We start from the raw sequence: 22,351 nt of genomic DNA, 5'->3' as shown, positions 1-22,351 counted from the left end.
ACAGACGGCCCCCATGAGCGCACAACCGATCGCCGCCGTGATCCTCGCCGCCGGGCAGGGCACCCGCATGAAGTCGAGCAAGCACAAGGTGCTGCACCCGCTCGCCGGGCAGCCGATGCTGTTCCACCTGCTCGACAGCCTGTCCGCCGCGAACGTCACCCGCCGGGTGGTGATCGTCGGAGCGGTCGGCGAACAGGTGGAGAAGGCGGTGGCGGGGCGCGGCGTCGAGATTGCCTGGCAGCGCGAACAGCTGGGCACCGCGCACGCCGCGTTGCAGGCGAAGGAAACGCTTTCCGACCATGACGGCATCGTGCTGGTCTGCTTCGGCGACACGCCGCTCCTGTCGGCCGATACCGTCGCCCGACTGACCGCGCGGCTGGACGAGGCGGACGCGCCCGCAGTCGCGGTGCTGGGCTTCCGTCCGGCGGATGCAGCCGCCTATGGCCGGATCATCACCGACACTGCCGGCAACATCGCAAAGATGGTCGAATACAAGGACGCCAGCGCCGACGAGCGCGCAGTCGACCTGTGCAACAGCGGCGTGACCGCGGTACGCTCGGCCGATCTGTGGGCGCTGCTCGAACGCGTCGGCAACGCCAATGCGGCGGGCGAATATTACCTGCCCGACATCGTCATGCTGGCGATCGCCGACGGGCGCGGCGCGGTGGTGATCGAGACCGGTGCCGACGAAGTGGCCGGCATCAACAGCCGTGCCGAACTGGCGGCGGTGGAAAGCGCGTGGCAGGCAAAGCGCCGGCAACAGGCAATGGCCGATGGCGTCACGCTGATCGCACCCGATACCGTGTTTTTCGCGCACGACACGCAGCTCGGCCGCGACGTGACGATCGAACCGAATGTCGTGTTCGGCCCCGGCGTGACCATCGCTGACAATGTGACGATCCATGCCTTCAGCCACCTGGAGGGTGCGACCGTCGCGACCAAGGCGGACGTCGGCCCCTATGCGCGCCTGCGCCCCGGCGCGGTGCTGGGCGAGGGGAGCCGCGTCGGCAATTTCGTCGAGGTGAAGAACACGACGCTGGGTGCGGGGGCCAAGGCCAACCATCTGACCTATCTGGGCGACGCCAGCGTCGGGGCGAACGTCAATATCGGTGCGGGCACGATCACCTGCAATTACGACGGCTATTTCAAATACCGTACCGAGATCGGCGAGGGTGCGTTCATCGGGTCGAACAGCGCGCTGGTCGCACCGGTCAAGATCGGCGACGGCGCGCTGGTCGCCGCCGGATCGGTCGTGACCCGCGACGTCGACACCGACGCGCTGGCGCTGGTCCGTGCCGACCGCGCCGACCATGCCGGCTGGGCCAAGCGCTTCCGCGCGAAGCAGTCGGCCGCCAAGGCTGCGAAGAAATAACCAAGCGGGCATCCCGCCGGAGAGAAGATCATGTGTGGAATTGTTGGCATCATCGGCACCGAAAGCGTCGCCGACCGCTTGCTCGATGGCCTGAAGCGCCTCGAATATCGCGGCTATGACTCGGCGGGCATCGCCACGGTCGAGGGCAGCGCGATCGAGCGTCGCCGCGCGTCGGGCAAGCTGAAGAACCTCGCCGCCGAACTGGCCGAGCATCCGCTGCCGGGCAATATCGGCATCGCCCATACCCGCTGGGCGACGCATGGTGGCCCGACCACCGACAACGCGCACCCGCACGCGACCGACGAGGTTGCCGTGGTCCACAACGGCATCATCGAGAATTTCAAGCCGCTGCGCGAGGAACTGACCGCACGCGGCCGGGTGTTCACCAGCGAGACCGATACCGAGGTCGTCGCCCATCTGGTCAGCGAACAGGTCGAGGCCGGCCTGTCGCCGCAGGATGCCGTCAAGGCGATCCTGCCGCGCCTGCACGGTGCGTTCGCGCTCGCCATCCTCTTCCGCCAGCATGACGACCTGCTGATCGGCGCGCGCCTGGGTTCGCCGCTGGTCGTCGGCTATGGCGATGGCGAAGTGTATCTCGGCTCCGACGCGCTGGCGCTCGCCCCGCTGACCCAGCGCATCGCGTATCTCGAAGAGGGCGACTGGGTCGTCTGCCGCCGCGACGGCACCGACATCTTCGATCGCGACAACAACCCCGTCGACCGCCCGGTCACCCTGTCGGGCGTCACCGGCGCGCTGATCGACAAGGGTAATCACCGCCATTTCATGCAGAAGGAAATCTACGAGCAGCCGATCGTCGTCGCCCAGACGCTGCGCGGCTATCTCCAGCGGTTCGAAGGGCGCGTGTCGCTGCCGATCCCCGAATTCGACCTGTCGGGGATCAAGCGCGTCACCATCGTCGCGTGCGGCACCAGCTTCTATGCCGGCATGGTCGCCAAATACTGGTTCGAACAGTTTGCGCGGGTTCCCGTCGACCTCGACGTGGCCAGCGAGTTCCGCTACCGCGCGCCGGTGATGGAGGAGGGTGGCCTCGCCCTGTTCATCAGCCAGTCGGGCGAAACCGCCGATACGCTCGCCGCGCTGCGCCACGCCAAGAGCGAGGGCCAGACCATCGCCGTCGTCGTCAACGTGCCGACCAGCACGATGGCACGCGAGGCCGACCTGCTGCTGCCGACCCATGCCGGGCCGGAGATCGGCGTCGCCTCGACCAAGGCGTTCACCTGCCAGCTCGCCGTGCTGGCCGCGCTGGCAGCGAACCTCGCCAAGGCCAAGGGCCGCCTGTCGGAGGCCGAGGAACGCAGCATCGTCCGCCACCTCGCCGAAGCGCCCGCGTCGATCAACGGCGCGCTCGCCTATGACGAGGCGATCGAGGGCATGGCCGGCGTCATCGCCGCCGCGCGCGACGTGCTGTATCTGGGCCGTGGCACCGACTATCCGCTGGCGCTGGAGGGTGCGCTCAAGCTCAAGGAAATCAGCTACATCCATGCCGAGGGCTATGCCGCCGGCGAGATGAAGCACGGCCCCATCGCGCTGATCGACGATCAGGTGCCGGTCATCGTCATCGCGCCCTCGGGTCCGCTGTTCGACAAGACCGTCAGCAACATGCAGGAGGTACAGGCGCGCGGCGGCAAGGTCGTGCTGATCTCCGACTATGACGGCATCCAGGCGGCGGGCGACGGCGCGGTGGCGACGATCACCATGCCGAAGGTCCATCCGCTGATCGCCCCGATCGTCTATGCGGTGCCGGTGCAGCTGCTCGCCTATCACGTCGCCGTCGCCAAGGGCACCGATGTCGACCAGCCTCGCAACCTCGCGAAGTCGGTCACGGTGGAGTGACCTAGGACCGATCGACATTCAGCGCACTGGACAACTGCAACGCTCCCCCCATCGTCACTCCCGCGCAGGCGGGAGTCCATATGCGCCAAGGTCGCGGGTCCAGCCGAAGCGGCAGCGGTTATGGATTCCCGCCTGCGCGGGAATGACGGTGATCCGCGATTGGCGCTGAACGTCGATCCGGCCCGTATCCTCCCCGGCACGGGGAGGGGGACCATGCGCAGCATGGTGGAGGGGGGTGCCCGCATACGGAGCCGTTGCGTTGCGAGGCCAACCCCCTGCACCATCGCCTTCGGCGACGGTCCCCCTCCCCGTGCCGGGGAGGATCATATCCGTACCCAGCGCGTATCATTTTATTGCTGGCGGACCCGCCACCGCTGCACCCGGTTGTCGCCTCCATGGAACCATGGGGAAATGCAATGAACCTCCGCACGCTGGGCGCGACGACGCTTGCCCTGTTCTCGACCGCCGCCTTCGCGCAGGCACCGCAAAAGCCGATCCCCGGCTATACCGAGACCGCGCCGCCCTATGCGACCGAATCGGTGGTCAACCATCCGGTCACCATCGGCTGGCCCGAGGGGCGCACCCCGACTGCGCCGCGCGGGTGGGAGGTGGTGAAGTTCGCTAGCGGGCTGGACTATCCGCGCCAGGCGCTGCTGCTGCCCAATGGTGACATGCTGGTGTCGGAAGCGCGCACCCTGCCCAAGCTGGACGCAGACCCCGAGGTGGCGCGCGGACAGGCATTGTCGAAGACCACCGGCTACAGCGCCAACCGCATCACCCTGCTGCGCGACGCGAACCGCGACGGGATCGCCGAACAGCGTTTCGTGCTGCGCGAAAATCTCAACCAGCCGTTCGGGATGCAATATGCGAACGGGCGGCTCTATGTCGCCAATACCGATGCGGTGGTCAGCTTCCCCTATCAGCCGGGCCAGACCAGGATCACCGCCCAGCCGCGTACCCATGCGACCCTGCCGGCCGGCGGGTATAACAATCACTGGACCCGTAACCTTCTGCTCAGCCCCGACGGGCGCACGCTGTACGTCTCGGTCGGGTCGGCGTCGAATGTCGGCGAATATGGCATGGACGAGGAAAAGCGCCGCGCCGCGATCCTCGCCATCGACCTGACCACCGGGCGCGAGCGGACCTATGCCTCGGGCCTGCGCAATCCGGTCGGCATGGACTTCGTACCCGGCACCGCCAATTTGTGGACGGCGGTCAACGAGCGCGACGAGATCGGCGACGACATCGCCCCCGATTATCTGGTCGGTGTCCGTGAAGGCGGCTTCTATGGCTGGCCGTACAGCTATTACGGCAAGCAGGACCCGCGCCACCTGAACGAGAAGCGCGAGCTGCTCTCCTCCACCTTGCTCCCCGACGTCGCGGTCGGCGCGCATGCCGCTGCGCTGGGCATCGCCTTCGCCAAGCAGGGCGCACCGACCGCCTTCGTCGCGCGGCACGGATCGTGGAACCGGTCGAGCTTCAGCGGCTATGACGTGCTGGCGGTGCCGTTCGCCGATGGTCGCCCGACCGGCGATCCGCAGCCCTTCCTGACCGGGTTCGTCGCCGATGCGAAGAAGGGCACGGTCCATGGTCGCCCGGTCAGCGTCCAGACGCGGGCCGATGGCGCGATCTTCGTGGTCGACGATGCCGGCGATACGGTCTGGCTGGTTCGCCGCCGCGCCTGACGATGCCCGCCACCCCGGATCGCGTCCGGGGTGGCGGATCGGTTACGCCGCCATCCAGTCCACCCCGGCGGCAACCGCCGCATAGGCCGGATCGACCGCCCGATCGGTGACGACCCGGTCGACCTCGGCGAACGACGCAACCGCGACGATGCTCGCCCGGTCGAACTTCGACGCGTCGACCGCCATCGTCACCGCCCGCGACTGGGCGATCATCTGGCGGCACAGTTCGCCCTCGCCGACATGATAGTCGGTGAAGCCCGCATCGGGTGATACCGACTCGGTCGACACGATCGCCATGCCCGGCCGGAACTGCGCGAGATAGGCGCGCGCCGTCGGGTCGAAGAACGCGCGATACCGCTCGTCCAGTTCGCCGCCTGCCAGATACAGCCGGTTACCATGACGCCCGCCCAGCTCCGTCGCGACGCCCAGTGCGTTGGTGACGATGGTCAGGTCGCGTTTGCCCTTCAGCGCCTGCGCGACGTGGAATGCTGTCGAACTGGCGTCGAGATAGAGCGAATCGCCGTCCGCCACGGTCCGCGCCACGGCGGCGGCGATCCGCTGTTTCGCGGCGGCGTTGCGGTGCAGCCGCGCCTCGAACGGGCCTTCCTCGACCGACTTGGCCAGCCGCGCACCGCCATGGATGCGCTCGATCAGCCCGTCCGCCTCCAGCAGCCGCAATTCGCGCCGCACGGTTTCGTCTGACACCGCCAGCGTATCCGCCAGGCGGTGGATCCCCAGCGGTTCTCCCTGCGCGAGCAGGTCGAGCATTTCCTGGCGACGATCGCGGCGTTTCATCATGGCGCGACCTTAACCGCTCCGTCTGCATCGGCAAGGGATGCCGGGCAAAGTCAACATAATGTCAACACAAGCTGGAGGCATTCTCAGAAACCCCACAACGCCACGCAATCGTTATCGCTAACTGTCATAAAATATACACATCGATCGACTAGGGGCGCGGTCCAACGGGGAACAACCCCGCAATCATCCAACATACCCCTGGGGGAATATCCATGTCGTCGATCCCGACGCTGCCGGCACGCCGGCGGCGCGCCCATGCGCTTGTCCTGTCCAGCGGCATCGCCGCCCTGACGCTCGGCGCGCTGCTGCCCGCCATGGCCCATGCGCAGGACGCACCCGCCGCGCCCGTCGCGACCGACGAAGCGCAGCAGACCGCCAGCGAATCGCTCACCGATGACATCGTGGTCAACGGCCGCCGCCAGCGTACCGCGCTGAACGAAGAGCAGCAGGCGATCGCGACGATCGACATCGTCACCACCGGCGACGTCGCGATCCATTCGCAGACCAGCATCGCCGACCTCGCCAAGATGCTGCCCGGCGTGTCGGTCAGCCGCGACCAGGGCCGCAACCAGAGCGCGACCGGCGAAGCGCAGTTCGTTACGATCCGCGGCTTCGACACCAGCTACAACGCCTATACCCTCGACGGCCTGCGCCTGCCGCAGACCTCGGGCAACAACCGCGCCATCTCGCTCAACCTGTTCTCGCCGTTCGCGATCGGCGGGATCGTGACCGACAAGACGCCGGGTGCGGCCAAGGATGCCGACAGCATCGCCGGCATCGTCGACCTGCGCACGCCGACCGCGTTCGACTTCAACCAGAGCTTCACCCGCGCCCGCGTGCTGGGGCAGGTCGCCGGCCTCGCGCTCGACCGCGAACAGGAAGCGTTCGGCGGGGCGATCGGCCTCGACGCCGCGCGCCGTTTCGGCAGCGACCGTCAGTTCGGCATCTATGTCGCGGGCTATTACGAAGAGCGCGGCAACGCCGCGGAATCGACCGCCGTCCAGAACGACTATAAGCCGACCCGCGCCAATAGCGGCAATTCGCGCGCGAACCCGAACGCGCTGACCGCCGACGGCGTGCAGTGGAATTTCTACAACAACAAGATCAAGCGCTATGGCGCGACCGGCGCGTTCGACTTCCGCAGCGATCCGATCGATCTATTCGCCCGCGTCAACTATGCGACGTATCTGAATACCAACACGATGAACCAGACCGCGCTGCGCAACGAACTGACGCGCGGACAGACCAATCCCAATGGCGGGTCGTACAATGCGGCGGGCGTCTACACCCCGCTCGGCATCAACCCGGCCAGCTATTTCCGCACCGAGGATATCGAGCAGGAACTGTTCTCGGCACAGGTCGGTGCGAAGGCGCATTGGGAAGGCTTCACCGCCGCCCTCGAAGGTGCCTATGCCGATGGTCGCTTCGACCAGCCGACCCGGATCGAGGCGGCGTATCGCGGCATCGCGTACAACGGCACCACGACCAACACCGGTGCCGCGACCGAGGGCGTGAACGTCGACCTGTCCAATCCGAAGTCGCCGCGCCCGATCCTGTCGAACGGTGCGATCGCCTATGTCTCGTCGCTCGACCGGCCGACCCAGCTCTATGTCCAGCGCGGCTATGATTATCTGAGCGAGACCAAGAAGACGCTGAAGGGCAGCATCGGCTGGAACAACGACAGCTTCCTGTCGGTCGAGGTTGGCGGCCTGTACGAGGATGCCGACCGTTCGGGCCGCAGCCTGGCGCCCGACCAGACGCGCTACCGCTTCCTGACGCCGCTGCAGAACGGCACGGTGCAGGGGCCGTCGATCAACCAGTATCTGGGCTATGTCCTCAAGGACTTCCTCGATTACTATCCCGCCCGCCCGATCAAGGTGCTGTCGCGCGCGCAGCTCGATGCGCAGGTCCGCGACTATGTGCCGCTGATCGTCGTGTCGCAGGCGACGCTGAACCAGGGACTGTCGAGCGGCAACGAAACCCGCAAGGCGCTGTACGGCACCGCGACGATCACGCTCGGCAATCTCGAAGTGATGCCCGGCATCCGCTACGAGGATAACGGCTTCCGCGCGCGCTATTACCTCAACGACGTGAACGGTGCGCGTTTCGTCAACGCCGGCCGCGATTACGACCATGTCGACCCCAGCCTGCTGGCGGCGTGGAAGCCCAATGGCAGCCTGACGGTACGCGGCGCGGTGCGCTCCAGCTATGCGCGCCCCGCCTTCGACCTGCTCGCCGGCCCGACCCGGATCGGCGAACCGGCCAGCGACGGCACCGTCACCATCACCCAGCCGAACCCGAACCTGAAGCCGGTCCAGGCATGGAGCTATGACGCGGGCGTCGATTACCAGATGGGCGTCGGCCGCTATGTCCAGCTTGCCGCCTATTACAAGGACCTGACCAACTTCATCGTCAGCACCGCGTCGCGCAGCGCCAGCGAGACGGTGGGCAAGATCACCTATATCCGCCCGGTCAATGGCGGCGGCGGCACCGCGAAGGGTGTCGAGGCATCGGGCCGCTTCACCGTGGGCGACATGGTCGACAGCAGCTTCCTCGGCAATTTCGGCGTGGGCGGCAACATCACCTATCAGAAGACCGAGGCGAATTACGTGATCCCCGGCAGCGGCACGCGCACCAGCACGCTGCCCCAGGCCCCGGACCTGATCTACAATGCCGAGGTCTTCTATGCCGGCGGCGGGTTCCGCACGAACCTGTGGTACAACTATACCGGCAAGTTCCTTGCGGCGGTGCAGGACAGCCAGCCGGACATCTATGTCCAGCCGGTGGGCGAGCTGAACTTCGGTGCGGCATACGAAGTCACCGACAATCTCGAAATCGGCGTGTCGGCGCGCAACCTGCTCGACCAGCACACCTATTGGGCGACGGTCGGCAAGACCGAGAAGTATATCTCGAACGACCGCAACGGCGGCTATCTGAAGACCGGTCGGGTGTTCCAGTTCAGCCTGACCATGAAGATGTAAGGGGTGGGGGGCATCATCCTCCCCCCATGAACTTCGTACCCCGGCACAGGCCGGGGTCCGGTTGGAAAGGCTTCTGCGCAGGGAGCTGACGTTCCCCAACTGGGCCCCGGCCTGCGCCGGGGTACATCCATGATTCCGAACGACCGAATGTAATCACAAGGACCGACCATGCGCCTCCTGCTCCTCGCCGCCACGCTGCTGACCCCGCTGCCCGCCGCCGCGCAGGACAAGGTCGAACGGGTCGTGATGCTGATGCGCCACGGCGTGCGCGCACCGATCACGGGCGAGGCACCGCTCGATACCAAGGTGGACGGGCAGTGGCCCGCATGGCCGGTCGCCCCCGAATATCTGACGCCCCACGGCGCAAAGGCGATCGCGCAGCTCGCCCGCCACGACCGTCGCTGGCTGGGCACGACCGGCTGCCCGGCACCCGGCAGCGTCCGCATCCACGCCAATACGCCCGAACGCACCATCGCCACCGGCCGCGCCTATGCCGATGCGCTGGCACCCGGCTGCAGGCTGGCCGTCGAGCATGAAGCCGCAGGCACCGTCGATCCGCTGTTCGAACCGCTGCGCGCCGGCGCGACCGCGTTCGACGCGAACAAGGCAGTGGCGGCGATCACCGCCTATACCGGCGGGGTGAATGCCCTGACCGCGCGCCACGCCGCGACGATCCGCGAACTCGACCGCGTGCTGGGCTGCGGCCTGGCCACGGGCTGTTCGACGCCGGGACCGGCGACCCTAAAGCCGTCCGCCGACGGGCGCGGCGTGGAGTTCACCGGCCCGATCCGCGCGACGTCGGGCACGGCGCAGGTGATCCTGCTGCAATATGCCGAGGGAATGCCGATGGCACAGGTCGGTTTCGGCCGCGCCGATGCCGCGACGATCAAGCGGCTGGGCGTGCTGCACGCGGCGTTGTTCGACGTCTTCACCCGCTCGCCCTACATGGCCGCGCATCAGGCCGGACCGCTTGGCGACCATATGCTGCGGACCCTGAACGCCGCCACCGGGCCGCGCCTCGACGTGCTGGTCGGGCATGACACCAACGTCACCGCACTGGCGGCGGCGCTGGGCGTCGATCTCGACGCGCCGGGCTTTGCGCTGAACGATGCGGCCCCCGGCGGTGCGCTGGTCCTGACCCGGCGGCGCGATGCGCGCGGGCCGTATGTGACGCTGTCCTACCGGGTGCAGCCGCTGGACGCGATCCGCAACGGTACGGCAACGGTCGTCGACCGCGCCATCGCCATCCCCGGCTGTGCGACGCGCTGCCCGCTCGACCACTTCGACAAATTGTTGCGCGCGAAACTCGCTCCCGTCGTTACCGGGTGATAGCATCGGCGTCATGCCGATCTACGCCCTTGCCGACGCCGTCCCCGATCTCGCCCCCGACAGCTGGGTCGCGCCGTCCGCCGACCTGATCGGTGCGGTACGGCTGGGGGCGGGGGCCAGCATCTGGTTCGGCGCGGTGGTGCGCGCCGACAATGGCGCGATCGCCATCGGCGCGCGCAGCAACGTGCAGGACGGCGCGGTCCTCCACAGCGACCCCGGCGCGCCGCTGACGCTAGGCGAGGATTGCACCATCGGCCACCGCGCGGTGCTGCACGGCTGCACCATCGGCGACCGCGTACTGATCGGCATGGGTGCGACGGTGCTGAACCACGCCGTCATCGCCGAGGATTGCGTGGTCGGCGCCGGCGCGCTGGTGACGGAGGGGAAGACGTTTCCGCCGAAGAGCCTGATCGTCGGCGCACCCGCCCGGGCGGTGAAGACGCTGACCGACGAACAACTGGCCGGGCTGCGGATGTCGGCGGCGGTCTATGTGGAGAAGGCGCGGCGGTATCGCGAGGGGCTATGCGCGACGGATGGGCAGGCGTGACGGCGCTTCTGCCCATGTTGCCGCGTTTATCCGCGGTCGCGCTACTATTGGCGTTTGCGCCGGGGGCGATATCGGCCCGGCAGCGCCCGGTGCCGGCCGTGCCCGAGGCACCGCCCCCGATCATCGATCCGATTCCCGGACCGTTCATCGTCGGCTACGACCTGGACGGAAAGCTGACTGGCGATGCCGACGGCATCATCGCCAACGCGGCGCGATCGTGGATGGTCGCCGGGCTTGATACCTATACGGTCTGCTATCAGCCGAGGACTGACGAACGGGCGCTGCAAAACGGGTTCACGGCGTTGGAAAGCGTCGCACTGCAGTTGAAGGCCTATGGAGCTGCGACGGTTGTCACATCACCCGGCGGACAATGTTCCCCCGATTGGTCGGTGCGGAGTGCGCCGCTCCCCTATGTCTATATCATGGGGTCGGTTCGACTGTGAACAGCGCGGCTACAGTGTAACCCCCGACTTCCAGATCCCGATCGCGCGTTCCTCGTTCACCTCGTTCCGCGCCGGCTCGCCCGACGCCACCGCCACGATCCGCGCCAGCAGCGCATCGGCCGCCGCATCCTGCCCCTCGTCCAGCGCGACGCTCGCGTCGAAGTCGATCCACCCGCCCTTGCGCATCGCCAGGTCGCGGTTGGTGGCGATCTTCATCGTCGGCACCGGACTGCCCAGCGGCGTGCCGCGTCCGGTCGAAAACAGCGTGATCGTCGCGCCCGCCGCCGCCAGCGCGGTGGTCGACACCGCGTCGTTGCCCGGCCCGTCGACCACCGACAGTCCCGCGCGGCGCACCGGTTCGCCATAGTCCAGCACGTCGGTCACCACCGCAACGCCGCCCTTCTGCACCGCGCCCAGCGATTTTTCCTCCAGCGTGGTGATCCCTCCGGCGATATTGCCGGGGCTGGGATTCTCCGACACCGGTTCGCCATGGTCGAGGAAATAGCGCTTGAAGCGGTTGGTCACCTCGACCAGCCGGTCGAACACCGCTTCATCGGCACAGCGCGCCATCAGCAGCCGCTCCGCCCCGAAAATCTCGGGGATCTCGGTCATCAGCACCGTGCCGCCCGCCGCCGCGACCCGGTCGGTCATCCGCCCGATCAGCGGATTGGCGGTCAGCCCCGACATCGAATCCGACCCGCCGCACTTCACCCCCAGCCGCAGTGCCGCCAGCGGCACGGGCCGACGCTCCGCCTGTGCCGCCTCGGCCAGTGCGTCCACCGCCGCCATCGCCTCGGCAAATTCGTCGGCGCTCGCCTGCGCCCGCACCGTCCGCACCCGCGCCAGCATGTCCGCCGGCAACCGCGCGAGCATCGCGTCGAGCTGGTTCGATTCGCACCCCAGCCCCAGCAGCACGACCCCGGCGGCATTGGGATTGCACGCCAGCGCCGCTAAGATCGCGCCCGTGCGGTTCAGGTCGTCGCCCAGTTGCGAACAGCCGAACGGATGGTTGAACGCATGGACCCCATCGACCCGCCCGGCATGGCGCGGACCTGCCGCCGCCGCGATCCGCTCGCCCAGCCGCCCGACACAGCCGACCGTCGGCAACACCCAGATTTCGTTGCGCGTGGCGACGCTGCCATCGGCGCGGACATAGCCGGCAAAGCCCGGTTCCGTGCGGGGGGAGGGGGCGGGCGGCAGGGCCGGGGCGTAGCGATAGGCATCCTCCCCCGACAGCGCCGTCCGCACATTATGGACATGGACGTGCGCGCCCGCCGCGATGTTCGTCGTCGCGACCCCGAACGCCGCGCGATACCGCCGCACCGGCGCGCCCGCCGCGACGGCGCGCACCGCGATCTTGTGGCCCGCAACGATATCCTCGCGCGCCACGACGTGCGCGTCGTCGAACCGCACGACGCCCCCTGCCGCGACGGGATCGAGCAACAGGGCGACGTCATCGTCACGATCGACCCGAACGGCGCGGGCGGGAATCTGGCTGGCCATGCACGCCAAATAGACTGTTGCCAGCGCTGGCACAATGTCGCATCGAGGGGGTGAGGAGATTCCGATGCCCGCGCTGCTGCTTCATCCCGACCGCCTGTTCCCCGCCGATCCGGCGACACGGGGCATCGCCCGCAACCTCTATGGCGCCGTCCGCGACCTGCCGATCGTCAGCCCGCATGGCCACACCGACCCGGCCTGGTTCGCGACCGACCGCCCCTGGACCAATGCGACCGAGCTGTTGCTGTCGCCCGACCATTATCTGTTCCGAATGCTGTATAGTCAGGGGATCGCGCTCGACGATCTGGCGGTGCCGCGCCGCGACGGGACGATCGCCGCCGACCCGCGCAAGGCGTGGGGCGTGTTCGCTGCCAACCAGCATCTGTTCCGGGGTACGCCCTCCCGGCTGTGGCTCGACCATGTGTTCGGCGCGGTATTTGGGTTCGACGACGCGCTGACCGCCGCCAATGCCGACGATTATTACGACCGGATCGGCGAGCTGCTGGCGACCGATGCCTATCGCCCGCGTGCACTGTTCGACCGGTTCGGGATCGAGTTGCTGGCGACGACCGAGGGGGCGGACGACCCGCTCGACCATCACCGTGCGATCCGCGCCAGCGGCTGGGGCGGGCGGGTCGTCACCGCCTATCGCCCCGATGCGGTGATCGATTGCGAGCATGAAGCCTTCCGCCCCGCCCTCGCGAAGTTCGCCGACCTGACGCAAGAGGACGTCCATGACTGGACCGGCTATCTGAACGCCCACCGCAAACGGCGGCAGGACTTCATCGCCGCCGGCGCGACCTCGACCGATCACGGCCACCCGACCGCCCGCACCGCCAATTTGTCGCGCGCCGAGGCGGAGGCGCTGTTCGCGAAAGTCATTGCCGGCACCGCCGATGCGACCGATGCCGAACTGTTCCGTGCGCAGATGCTGACCGAAATGGCGCGCATGTCGATCGATGACGGGCTGGTGATGCAGATTCATCCCGGATCGTTCCGCAATCACAACCGCGGGCTGTTCGACGTCTATGGCCGCGACAAGGGGGCCGATATCCCGACCCGAACCGATTATGTCGCGGCACTCAAACCCATGCTCGACGTGGTCGGCACCGCGACCGACCTGACGATCATCCTCTTCACGCTGGACGAATCGACCTATGCCCGCGAACTCGCACCGTTGGCGGGCCATTATCCGTGCCTGAAGCTCGGCCCGGCGTGGTGGTTCCACGATTCGCCCGAGGGGATGCGCCGCTTCCGCGAACAGGCGACCGAGACGGCGGGCTTCTACAACACGGTCGGGTTCAACGACGATACCCGCGCCTTCCTGTCGATCCCGGCGCGGCACGATGTCGCGCGGCGGGTCGACTGCGCCTTCCTCGCGCGGCTGGTCGCCGAACATCGGCTGGACGAAGAGGATGCGCACCAGGTCGCGCACGACCTCGCCTATGGGCTGGTCAAGCGGGCGTACAAGCTGTGAGGCTGTCCGACGCCACGCTCGCCGCGCTGCCGCCATCGGTCGCGCGGCCCGGCTATGACCGCAGCGCGCTGACACCGGGGATCGTCCATATCGGCCCCGGCGCGTTCCACCGCGCGCATCAGGCGGCCTATGTCGATGCGATCCTGCACCACGACCCGCGCTTCGCGATCAGCGCGGTCGCGCTCAATTCGACCGGGGTGGCGGATGCGCTGGCACCGCAGGACGGGCTCTACACGCTGGCGCTGCTGGGGGCGGAGACGCGCTACCGCGTCGTCGGGTCGATCACCGAACTGCTGACCGCACAGCGCCGCGACGCGATCCTGTCGCGCATTGCCGCGCCGACCACGCGGATCGTGACGACGACCGTGACCGAGAAGGGCTATCATCTCGACGCGCACGGCGCGCTCGACCTCGACCATCCCGCCATCGTCCGCGAACTGACCGGCGCGGAGCCGTCGACCCTGTCAGGCTGGCTGGTCGCGGGCCTCGCCGCCCGCCGGGCGGCGGGGGGCGGGGCGATTACCTTGCTGGCGTGCGACAATCTGGCCGATAACGGCCAGCGTTTCCGTCGATCCGTCCGCGACCTTGCCGCCGCGCGCGATCCCGATCTGGCGGCATGGATCGACGATCATGTCCGCTTTCCCTCCACCATGGTCGATTCGATCACGCCCGCGACCGACGACGCGCTGCGCGCCTCGGTCCGCGCCGCGACCGGGCTCGACGATGCATGGCCGATCCAGCGCGAGGCGTTCACCCAATGGGTGATCGAGGACGATTTCGTCGGGGAGCGCCCGCCCTTCGACGTGGCCGGCGCACAGTTCACCCGCGACGTGCGTGGGTTCGAGAATGCGAAGCTGCGCCTGCTCAATGGCGCGCATTCGTCGCTCGCCTATCTCGGCATCCTAATGGGGCTGGCGACGGTGCGCGACGCGATGGCCTGCGCACCGCTCGCCGCCTTTGCCGAGCGGTTGATGCGTGAGGATATCGCGCCGTCGATCCAGCCGCCGGCCGAGATGGACCTGTCGGCCTATATCGCCGACGTGCTGGCCCGCTTCGCCAATCCGGCGATCGCGCATCGGCTGGCGCAGATCGCGTGGGACGGTTCGCAGAAGCTGCCCTATCGCCTGTGCGACACGATCCGCGACGCGCGGGCGGGCGGTCGGTCGGTCGAGCGGCTGGCGGTGCCGATCGCGGCGTGGTTCCGGTTCCTAGAGCTGCGCAAGGCGAGCGGCGAAACGCTGGTCGATCCGCGCGCCGATGCTTTGCTAGCGCGGGCGGGGGAGCCGGCGGCGTTGCTGGCGATGCGCGAGGTGTTCGGCGATCTCGGGCAGGATGCGAAGTTCGTCGCGGCGGTCGAGCGGGCCTATGCCGCGCTGGCACCGGGTGGAGATATGAGCGCGGCGTTGCGCTGAAGAAGATTGGTTCACGCGAAGGCGCGACGGCGCGGAGAAGAAGGTAGATTTCGCGCAGAGACGCGGAGACGCGGAGTGGTTGCACTTGCTGCGGCATCCCCCGCGTCAGCGGCTTCATTCCCTGCTGCAAGGCGCGCTACGGTCTGCCGATCGCGCGCCGAGCGCCCGAAACGCAACTCCTCTGCGTCTCTGCGTCTCTGCGCGAAATCTACCTTCTTCTTCGCGAGCTCCGCGCCTTCGCGTGAACCCATTCCTTTAAACCAACCCGACCCCCTCGTGCGCCAGCAACCACTGCTTGCGCGCCAGCCCGCCGGCATAGCCGGTCAACTGCCCCGACCGCCCGATGATCCGGTGGCACGGCACGACGATCGCGATCGGGTTCGCCCCATTGGCCATCCCCACCGCGCGCACGGCGCTCGGCCGGTCGATTGCGGCGGCGATGTCGGCATAGGCGACCGTCCGGCCCGCCGGCACCGCGCGCAACGTGGCCCAGACCGCCCGCTGGAAATCCGTACCCCCGGTCGCCGTCGCCAGCGTGTCGATCGCCGACAGCTCGCCCGCGAAATAGGCGTTCAGCGCATGCCACGCATCGCTTTCGCGCCCGGCCGGCTCGATCCGCCAGCCGCGCGGATAGTGCAGCCGCAACAGCCGCGCCATCCGGTCGGGAAAGTCCTCATATTCCAGCGCGCGCAGCACGCCGTCGCCATCGGTCAGGATGGTGATCGCGCCCAACGGGCTGGGCAGGGTTTCGGACAGGAGCAGCTGGGTCATGCCCGCGACCCTGCCGACCGCCGGGCCGGGCCGCCAGCGGAAAGCGGACATCGCACCACGGCCATGTCCGTTTTCCGCTAGTCGTGCAAAGGTGCCCGGCTACATTGGCGCCATGCTCGACCCCGACCATTGCTATGCCGCGATCGTGCGGCGCGACCCGGCGATGGACGGGCTGTTCTTCACTGCGGTCCGCACCACGCGCATCTATTGCCGCCCCGTCTGCCCGGCGCGCACCCCGGCGCGCGGTAATGTCAGCTTCTATGCCAGCGCGGCGGCGGCGCAGGCGGCCGGCTATCGTCCCTGCTTGCGCTGCCGCCCCGAAACGGCACCCGACAGTCCGGCCTGGGCCGGCACGCTCGCCTCGATCCACCGCGCGCTGCGGCTGATCGACGATGGCGCGCTGGCCGACGGCAGCGTCGGCGATCTGGCCGACCGGCTGGGGATGACCGACCGCCATCTGCGCCGCCTGTTCGTCGAGCATCTGGGGCTGACCCCACTCGCGATCGAAGCGACGCGGCGGCTGCATCTCGCCAAGCATCTGGTGCACGATACCCGCCTGCCGCTGACCGATATCGCCTTCGCGGCGGGCTATGGCAGCGTGCGCCGCTTCAACGAAGCATTCCAGGCGGCGTTCGGCCGCGCCCCCTCGACGCTGCGTCGCGAGGGGCCGTCCGCCGATCCCGCCGCACCGATCACGGTCACCATCGCCCACCGGCCCGATTTCGTGCCCAGCGGTCCGATGGTCGTCGACCTGCCCGAAGGGCGGGCGGAGGTCACGCCAGGCAGGGGACGCACGCTACGCATCACCTTGACGGAGGTCCCGCTCCCGGCCCTCGGCCGCGCCATCGCCGCCGCCAAACGCGCCGTGTTCGAAAAGGCTGTCCTACAGGCGAGTTGCGCCGCAGAGTAGCGACTGCTCTTTCTCATCGCTGCCGCCGAACGGATTCACGCGAAGGCGCGAAGGCGCAAAGAAGATGGATTTCGCGCGGAGGCGCAGAGGCGCGGAGGGGTTGCGTCTGGTGCGACCTTTCCCGCGCCAGCGGCCTCCCTCCATGCTGCCAGCCCGCACAAGGTCTCCCGGTCGCGAAAGCCTCGCCAGGAACGCAACCCTCCGCGCCTCCGCGCCTCCGCGCGAAAACGACCGTCTTCTTCGTGCCTTGGCGCCTTCGCGTGAACCAGACACGACAAATGCCAAAACGCGCGCGAGTGTGAACTTAGTGAACTTTGGCCTCAGACCAGCCCATGCCGCGCCAGCATCGCCGCCGGATCGGGGTCGCGCCCCCGGAATGCGCGGAACAGCTCGATCGCCGGCCGCACCGCCCCTTGCGACAGGACCGTCTCGCGCAGCCGGTCGCCGGTCGCCCGGTCGAGCGTCCCGGCTTCGGCGAATGCCGCAAAGCCGTCCGCCGCCAGCAATTCCGCCCAGAGATAGCTGTAATATCCCGCCGCATAGCCCCCGGCGAAGATGTGTGCGAAGGCGTGGGGGAAACGGTGCCATGCCGGCGGCCGGACCACCGCCACTTCGTCCCGCATCGCCTCGATCACCGTCATCGGATCGTCGCCCTGCGTGCCCAGGTGCAGCAGCAGGTCGAACATCGCGAACTCGATCTGCCGGACCAGGAACATCCCCGATCCGAACCGCCGCGCCGCCAGCATCCGGTCGAACAGGTCGCGCGGCAGCGGCTCGCCCGTCTCGACATGGCCCGACATGGCGGCCAGCGCCGACGGCTCCCACGCGAAATCCTCCATCAGCTGGCTGGGCAGCTCAATTGCGTCCCATTCGAACCCGGTCGTGCCGGCGATGTCCGGGCGCGGCACGCGGGTGAACAGGTGGTGGAGACAATGCCCCGTCTCGTGCAGCAGCGTCGTGACATCGTCATGGCTCAGCAGCGGCACCTCCCCGCCGGTCGGCGCGAAGTTGCAGACCATGTAGGCGACCGGCAGGCCGCCATCGCTCAGATAGGGCCGGGCAGGGGCCATCCACGCGCCGCCCTTCTTGCCCGGCCGCGCGTGCAGGTCGAGGTACAGGCCGGCGAACACCCCGCCCGCATCGGCCACGTCATAATAGCGCGCATCGGGATGGTATGTCGCGACGTCGTTCCGCTCGGTCAGCGTCAGCCCGAACAGCTGCCCCAGCAACGCTCGCCATCCCGACAACACCCGGTCGACCGGGAAATAGGCCTTGATGACCGACTGGTCGATCGCATGGGCATGACGCTTCAGCCGGTCGCTGACGAAGCCGACATCCCATGGCTGCAGGTCGTCGATCCCCAGATGCTCGGCGGCGAAGCCGCGCAGCTCGGCGATCTCCGCCTCGGCATGGGGCCGCGCCCGCTGCGCCAGATCGCGCAGGAACGCCAGCACCTCGCCCACGTCCGGCGCCATCTTGGTGCTGAGCGACCGCGCGACCGGATCGGGAAAGCCCAGCAAGCGCGCGGCTTCGTGCCGCAATTCGAGGATGCGGCGGATGCGCGGGCCGTTATCGAACCTGCCCGCATCCGGCCCCTGATCCGACGCCCGCGTGCCATAGGCGCGATAGACTTGCGCGCGCAGGTCGCGGTCCTCGGCAAAGGTCAGCACCGCGACGACGCTCGGCTGTTGCAGCGTCACGACCCAGCCGGTTTCCCCGCGCGCCTCGGCCGCCGCCGCCATCATCGTCCGGTCGGCCTCCGACAGCCCGGCCAGCCGCGCTTCGTCGGTCACCTGCAGCGTCCACGCATCGGTCGCGTCCAGCACCGCACTGGCGAACTCGGTCTGGAGCGCCGACAGTTCGGTCGCCACCTCCTTGAACCGCTCGCGCGCCGCGTCGTCCAGCGCGACCCCGGCCAGCGTCCGGTCGCGGATCGATCGCTCGACCGCGACCCGATCCGCGTCGTCCAGCGCGGCGAAGTCCGGCGTCACCTCCAGCGCGCGCAGCGTATCGAACATCGCCCGGTCCTGCTGCGCGGCGATGCCCCGTTCGGTCAGCACCGCCTGCCCGGCGGCATGGGCGGCGCGCAGCTCGGGCGTGTCGGCAACCGCGTGGAGGTGCCACACGCTCGACCAGAAATTGTCGAGCGCGACATCGGCCCGCTCGACCGGCAGCCACGTGGCGGCAAAGCTCGGGTCAGCCGCCTTGACGGTCTCAGCCGCTGCATCGCGCTCGGCGAGCAGCGCGTCGAGCGTCGGGGCGATCGTTTCCGGTGTGATAGCGGCGAAATCGGGCAGTGCAGACAAGCGTTGTTCCTTCAGCATTCGACGACGTTGACCGCCAGGCCGCCCTGGCTGGTCTCCTTATACTGGCTCTTCATGTCCTCGCCCGTCTGGCGCATCGTTTCGATGACCTGGTCGAGGCTGACGATGTGGCGACCGTCACCGTGCAGCGCCAGATAGGCGGCGTTGATCGCCTTGATCGCGCCCATCGTGTTGCGCTCGATACAGGGGATCTGCACCAGCCCGCCGATGGGGTCGCAGGTGAGGCCCAGATTATGCTCCATGCCGATCTCGGCGGCATTCTCGACCTGCGCCGGGCTGGCTCCCAATGCGGCGGCAAGGCCGGCGGCGGCCATCGAACAGGCGACGCCGACCTCGCCCTGACACCCCATTTCGGCAGCGGAGATGGAGGCGTTCTGCTTGTAGAGGAAACCGATCGCCGCGGCGGTCATCAGCAATGCCTGTGCGCCCGCCCGCGTCGATCCATGGACGAAGGTCTCGTAATATTTGAGGACGGCGGGGATGACGCCCGCCGCACCGTTCGTCGGCGCGGTGACGACGCGGCCACCCGCCGCATTCTCTTCGTTCACCGCCAGCGCCCACAGGCTGACCCATTCGAATACCACGCTGGGGTCGGTACGGGGGCCGCGTTCCAGCAGCTTCTCACGGATCGCCCGCGCGCGGCGCTGCACCTTCAGTCCGCCGGGCAGTTCGCCGCTGCCGGCACAGCCCCGGTCGATCGAGGCGAGCATCGCCGCGCGCACCGCATCGAGGAAGCCCAGCGTCTCCGCCTCCGGCCGCCACGCGCTTTCGTTGGCGGCGACGACCTCGGCGATCGACTGGCGCGTATCGGCACAGAGCGCCAACAGGTCGTTGCCGGTGGCAAAGGGGTGCGGCAGCGTCAGGTTAATGCGCGGCGGTGCCTCCCCCTCCGCCCGGATCGCCCCGCCGCCGACGGAATAGTATCGGCGGGTGATGCGGCTGCCATCGGCCAGCACGGCGGTACAGGCCATCGCGTTGGGATGGCCGGGCAGGAAACCGGGGTGGAACACGACATCGCGTTCCGGATCGAAGGCGATGGCATTCATACCCGCCAGCATCAGCCGATGGCTGTCGCCAATCGCTGCAACGATGCCTGCCACCGCATCCGGGTCGACGCCTTCGGGGGTGGCGCCGGACAGCCCCAGCAGCACGGCGATATCGGTGGCGTGGCCCCGGCCGGTCAGCGACAGCGAACCATAAAGGTCGCAATAGACCCGCTCTGGCACGATCCCGTCCTCGGCCAGCATCGTCGCAAAGGCGTGGGCCGCGCGCATCGGCCCGACGGTATGCGAACTGGATGGACCGATCCCGATGGTGAACAGGTCGGTGACGCTGAGCGGACTCACGCGCCCGTTCCCAGGAACGTAGCGTAGCGCGCCGCCGCCGGACGCCAGTCGAGCCCCCGTGCCGCCAGCCAGTCGTCGTCGAAATAGGTGTCGCTGTAGCGCAGCCCCGAATCGCACAGGATCGTGACGACCGATCCTTGGGCTTCGACCGACGCCATCTCGGCGATCAGCGCGGCGCAGGCGACGATGTTGGTGCCGGTCGATCCGCCGACCGGCCGTCCGAGCCGCTGGCTCAGCGCCCGCATCGCCCCGATGCTGTCGGCGTCGTCCACCGCGATCATCCGGTCGATGACGCTCGGCACGAAAGACGGTTCGACGCGCGGTCGTCCGATCCCCTCGATCCCCGAACAGTCGCCCTCGACCGTGGTGATGGCCGGATTGGCATAATGGCGGTGGAACACCGATCCCTGCGGATCGGCGACGCACAGCCGCGTGGCATGACGGCCATAGCGAATGAAGCGCCCGAGCGTCGCCGAGGTGCCCCCGGTGCCCGCGCCGCAGACGATCCAGCTCGGCTCGGGATGATCCTCCTTGGCCAGCTGGGCGAAGATCGATTCGGCAATGTTGTTGTTGCCGCGCCAGTCGGTGGCGCGTTCGGCATAGGTGAACTGGTCAAGATAGTGGCCGCCATGCGAGTCGGCCAAGGCCTGCGCCGCGGCATAGACTTCGCGCGGGTCATCGACGAAATGGACCTCGCCGCCGTGAAAGCGGATCGCGGCGATCTTTGCGCTCGCGATGCTGCGCGGCACGACGGCCACGAACCGCAGGCCGAGCAGCCGCGCGAAATACGCTTCCGACACGGCGGTCGACCCGCTGGTCGCCTCGACCAGCACCGTGTCGCGCCCGATCCAGCCATTGCACAGGCCATAAAGGATCAGCGACCGCGCAAGCCGATGCTTGAGGCTTCCCGACGGATGGACCGATTCGTCCTTCAGGTAGAGCGTGATCCCCGGTGTCGCGGGCAATTCGACGCGGATCAGATGGGTATCCGCCGAACGGCAGAAGTCCGCCTCCAGTCGCCGGATCGCGTCGCGGGTCCAAGGGCGGTCGTCGGGACGTGCGGCGGCAGGGGCGGGGGACACGATGAAATCCTCTCATGCAGGCGCACGTCGGTCGCGCGCGGACACACCCTTATGACGTGGCGTTGAACCAGGGGGAAGGTATCGCTCGAAACGACCGCCGAGCGCCGCTGAGGCGAGGTTCAGCAATCGAAAACGACATGGAACCGAAAAAACTGCAAAAACGTTGTTGACGCCTTCCGAAGCCGCCCATATAAGCAGCTTCACCGGACGACGAGACGCTCTTCGCTTCTCCCGCCGGTCGCCTCGCTGGCCTTCGGGTCGCTCCGCAAAGCGGATAGCGAGATTGCTCTTTTCTAGCCGGGACGCGGTACTGATCAAATGATCGGTGCCTCTGTTCCGGTCCTCCTATCGCCGGCTCGCTGGCGCTTCGACCGAGAGGTTTGAGGCAGGAACGCTCTTTGAAATTGTAGTTTAGATGAAGGGACATGTGGGCGGCGGCTTGCGGTCTAGCGCATTCAAGGTGCGTTGGGATCGTTTAAAGTCAAGCTGGCTCATATGTCTTATTACAACCACCATATTG

16 protein-coding genes are annotated in these 22,351 nt (G+C 68.0%); 10 read left to right on the top strand and 6 right to left on the bottom strand.

Annotation, left to right across the window (positions count from 1 at the left end):
• The first annotated feature begins 13 nt into the window (after positions 1 to 13).
• The 3 genes from glmU (at position 14) to MF609_RS00070 (ending at position 4,911) form a co-directional block, all read left to right on the top strand.
• On the top strand, positions 14 to 1,372 hold the full coding sequence (gene glmU / locus MF609_RS00080) for a bifunctional UDP-N-acetylglucosamine diphosphorylase/glucosamine-1-phosphate N-acetyltransferase GlmU (protein ID WP_242414300.1): 1,359 nt from the start codon (positions 14 to 16) through the stop codon (positions 1,370 to 1,372).
• Positions 1,373 to 1,402: 30 nt separating this feature from the next.
• Positions 1,403 to 3,226 carry a glutamine--fructose-6-phosphate transaminase (isomerizing) gene (glmS, locus tag MF609_RS00075; protein WP_242414299.1) on the top strand — a complete coding sequence of 608 codons (1,824 nt, stop codon included), beginning with the start codon at positions 1,403 to 1,405 and terminating at the stop codon, positions 3,224 to 3,226.
• Positions 3,227 to 3,642: 416 nt separating this feature from the next.
• Entirely contained in the window at positions 3,643 to 4,911 is a 1,269-nt protein-coding gene (locus MF609_RS00070; protein WP_242414298.1) for a PQQ-dependent sugar dehydrogenase, read from the top strand.
• A 42-nt stretch (positions 4,912 to 4,953) separates the two neighbouring features.
• On the opposite strand, the gene MF609_RS00065 is transcribed toward MF609_RS00070, so the two are convergent.
• Positions 4,954 to 5,709: a DeoR/GlpR family DNA-binding transcription regulator gene (locus tag MF609_RS00065; protein ID WP_242414297.1), complete on the bottom strand. Its 756-nt coding sequence runs from the start codon at positions 5,707 to 5,709 to the stop codon at positions 4,954 to 4,956.
• Between the two features lie 212 nt (positions 5,710 to 5,921).
• On the opposite strand from MF609_RS00065, the gene MF609_RS00060 reads away from it, so the two are divergent.
• The 4 genes from MF609_RS00060 to MF609_RS00045 all read left to right on the top strand — a co-directional run bounded on the left by MF609_RS00060 (position 5,922) and on the right by MF609_RS00045 (position 11,009).
• A complete protein-coding gene (locus MF609_RS00060; RefSeq protein WP_242414296.1) occupies positions 5,922 to 8,690 on the top strand; it encodes a TonB-dependent receptor in 2,769 nt (922 codons plus the stop codon).
• Between the two features lie 168 nt (positions 8,691 to 8,858).
• On the top strand, positions 8,859 to 10,019 hold the full coding sequence (locus MF609_RS00055) for a histidine-type phosphatase (protein WP_242414295.1): 1,161 nt from the start codon (positions 8,859 to 8,861) through the stop codon (positions 10,017 to 10,019).
• Between the two features lie 13 nt (positions 10,020 to 10,032).
• Entirely contained in the window at positions 10,033 to 10,566 is a 534-nt protein-coding gene (locus tag MF609_RS00050; RefSeq protein ID WP_242414294.1) for a gamma carbonic anhydrase family protein, read from the top strand.
• On the top strand, positions 10,563 to 11,009 hold the full coding sequence (locus tag MF609_RS00045; RefSeq protein ID WP_242414293.1) for a hypothetical protein: 447 nt from the start codon (positions 10,563 to 10,565) through the stop codon (positions 11,007 to 11,009). The genes MF609_RS00050 and MF609_RS00045 overlap by 4 nt, the downstream gene beginning before the upstream one ends.
• A 9-nt stretch (positions 11,010 to 11,018) precedes the next feature.
• Here the strand turns inward: MF609_RS00045 and MF609_RS00040 are convergent, their stop codons facing one another.
• Positions 11,019 to 12,512 (bottom strand): UxaA family hydrolase, encoded by a 1,494-nt coding sequence (locus tag MF609_RS00040; protein ID WP_242414292.1) that lies wholly within the window; start codon positions 12,510 to 12,512, stop codon positions 11,019 to 11,021.
• 64 nt (positions 12,513 to 12,576) lie between these two features.
• Between MF609_RS00040 and uxaC the strand changes: the two genes are divergently transcribed.
• A complete protein-coding gene (gene uxaC / locus MF609_RS00035; protein WP_242414291.1) occupies positions 12,577 to 13,986 on the top strand; it encodes a glucuronate isomerase in 1,410 nt (469 codons plus the stop codon).
• Positions 13,983 to 15,398 (top strand): mannitol dehydrogenase family protein, encoded by a 1,416-nt coding sequence (locus MF609_RS00030; protein WP_242414290.1) that lies wholly within the window; start codon positions 13,983 to 13,985, stop codon positions 15,396 to 15,398. The genes uxaC and MF609_RS00030 overlap by 4 nt, the downstream gene beginning before the upstream one ends.
• A gap of 255 nt (positions 15,399 to 15,653) precedes the next feature.
• Here MF609_RS00030 and ogt read toward each other — a convergent pair whose 3' ends face one another.
• Positions 15,654 to 16,169 (bottom strand): methylated-DNA--[protein]-cysteine S-methyltransferase, encoded by a 516-nt coding sequence (gene ogt, locus MF609_RS00025; RefSeq protein WP_242414289.1) that lies wholly within the window; start codon positions 16,167 to 16,169, stop codon positions 15,654 to 15,656.
• On the opposite strand from ogt, the gene MF609_RS00020 reads away from it, so the two are divergent.
• The gene (locus MF609_RS00020) at positions 16,168 to 17,079 is read left to right on the top strand and encodes a bifunctional transcriptional activator/DNA repair enzyme AdaA (protein WP_242414288.1); all 912 of its coding nucleotides are present in this window, start codon (positions 16,168 to 16,170) and stop codon (positions 17,077 to 17,079) included. The two genes, ogt and MF609_RS00020, sit on opposite strands and share 2 nt — an antisense overlap.
• A gap of 320 nt (positions 17,080 to 17,399) precedes the next feature.
• On the opposite strand, the gene MF609_RS00015 is transcribed toward MF609_RS00020, so the two are convergent.
• Genes MF609_RS00015 through MF609_RS00005 form a run of 3 tightly spaced genes read right to left on the bottom strand, consistent with a single transcriptional unit; the run spans position 17,400 to position 21,831 of the window.
• Positions 17,400 to 19,385: a M3 family metallopeptidase gene (locus MF609_RS00015; protein WP_242414287.1), complete on the bottom strand. Its 1,986-nt coding sequence runs from the start codon at positions 19,383 to 19,385 to the stop codon at positions 17,400 to 17,402.
• Positions 19,386 to 19,396: 11 nt separating this feature from the next.
• The gene (locus tag MF609_RS00010) at positions 19,397 to 20,749 is read right to left on the bottom strand and encodes an L-serine ammonia-lyase (protein ID WP_242414286.1); all 1,353 of its coding nucleotides are present in this window, start codon (positions 20,747 to 20,749) and stop codon (positions 19,397 to 19,399) included.
• Positions 20,746 to 21,831 carry a PLP-dependent cysteine synthase family protein gene (locus tag MF609_RS00005; RefSeq protein ID WP_242414285.1) on the bottom strand — a complete coding sequence of 362 codons (1,086 nt, stop codon included), beginning with the start codon at positions 21,829 to 21,831 and terminating at the stop codon, positions 20,746 to 20,748. Before MF609_RS00005 ends, MF609_RS00010 begins: the two co-directional genes overlap by 4 nt.
• Positions 21,832 to 22,351 lie beyond the last annotated feature (520 nt).

The organism is Sphingomonas panni (assembly GCF_022664435.1).
GTDB classification, from domain to species: Bacteria; Pseudomonadota; Alphaproteobacteria; order Sphingomonadales; family Sphingomonadaceae; genus Sphingomonas; species Sphingomonas panni.
Note: the sequence above shows the minus strand (reverse complement) of the source record. Positions and strands in the feature narration are given on the sequence as shown.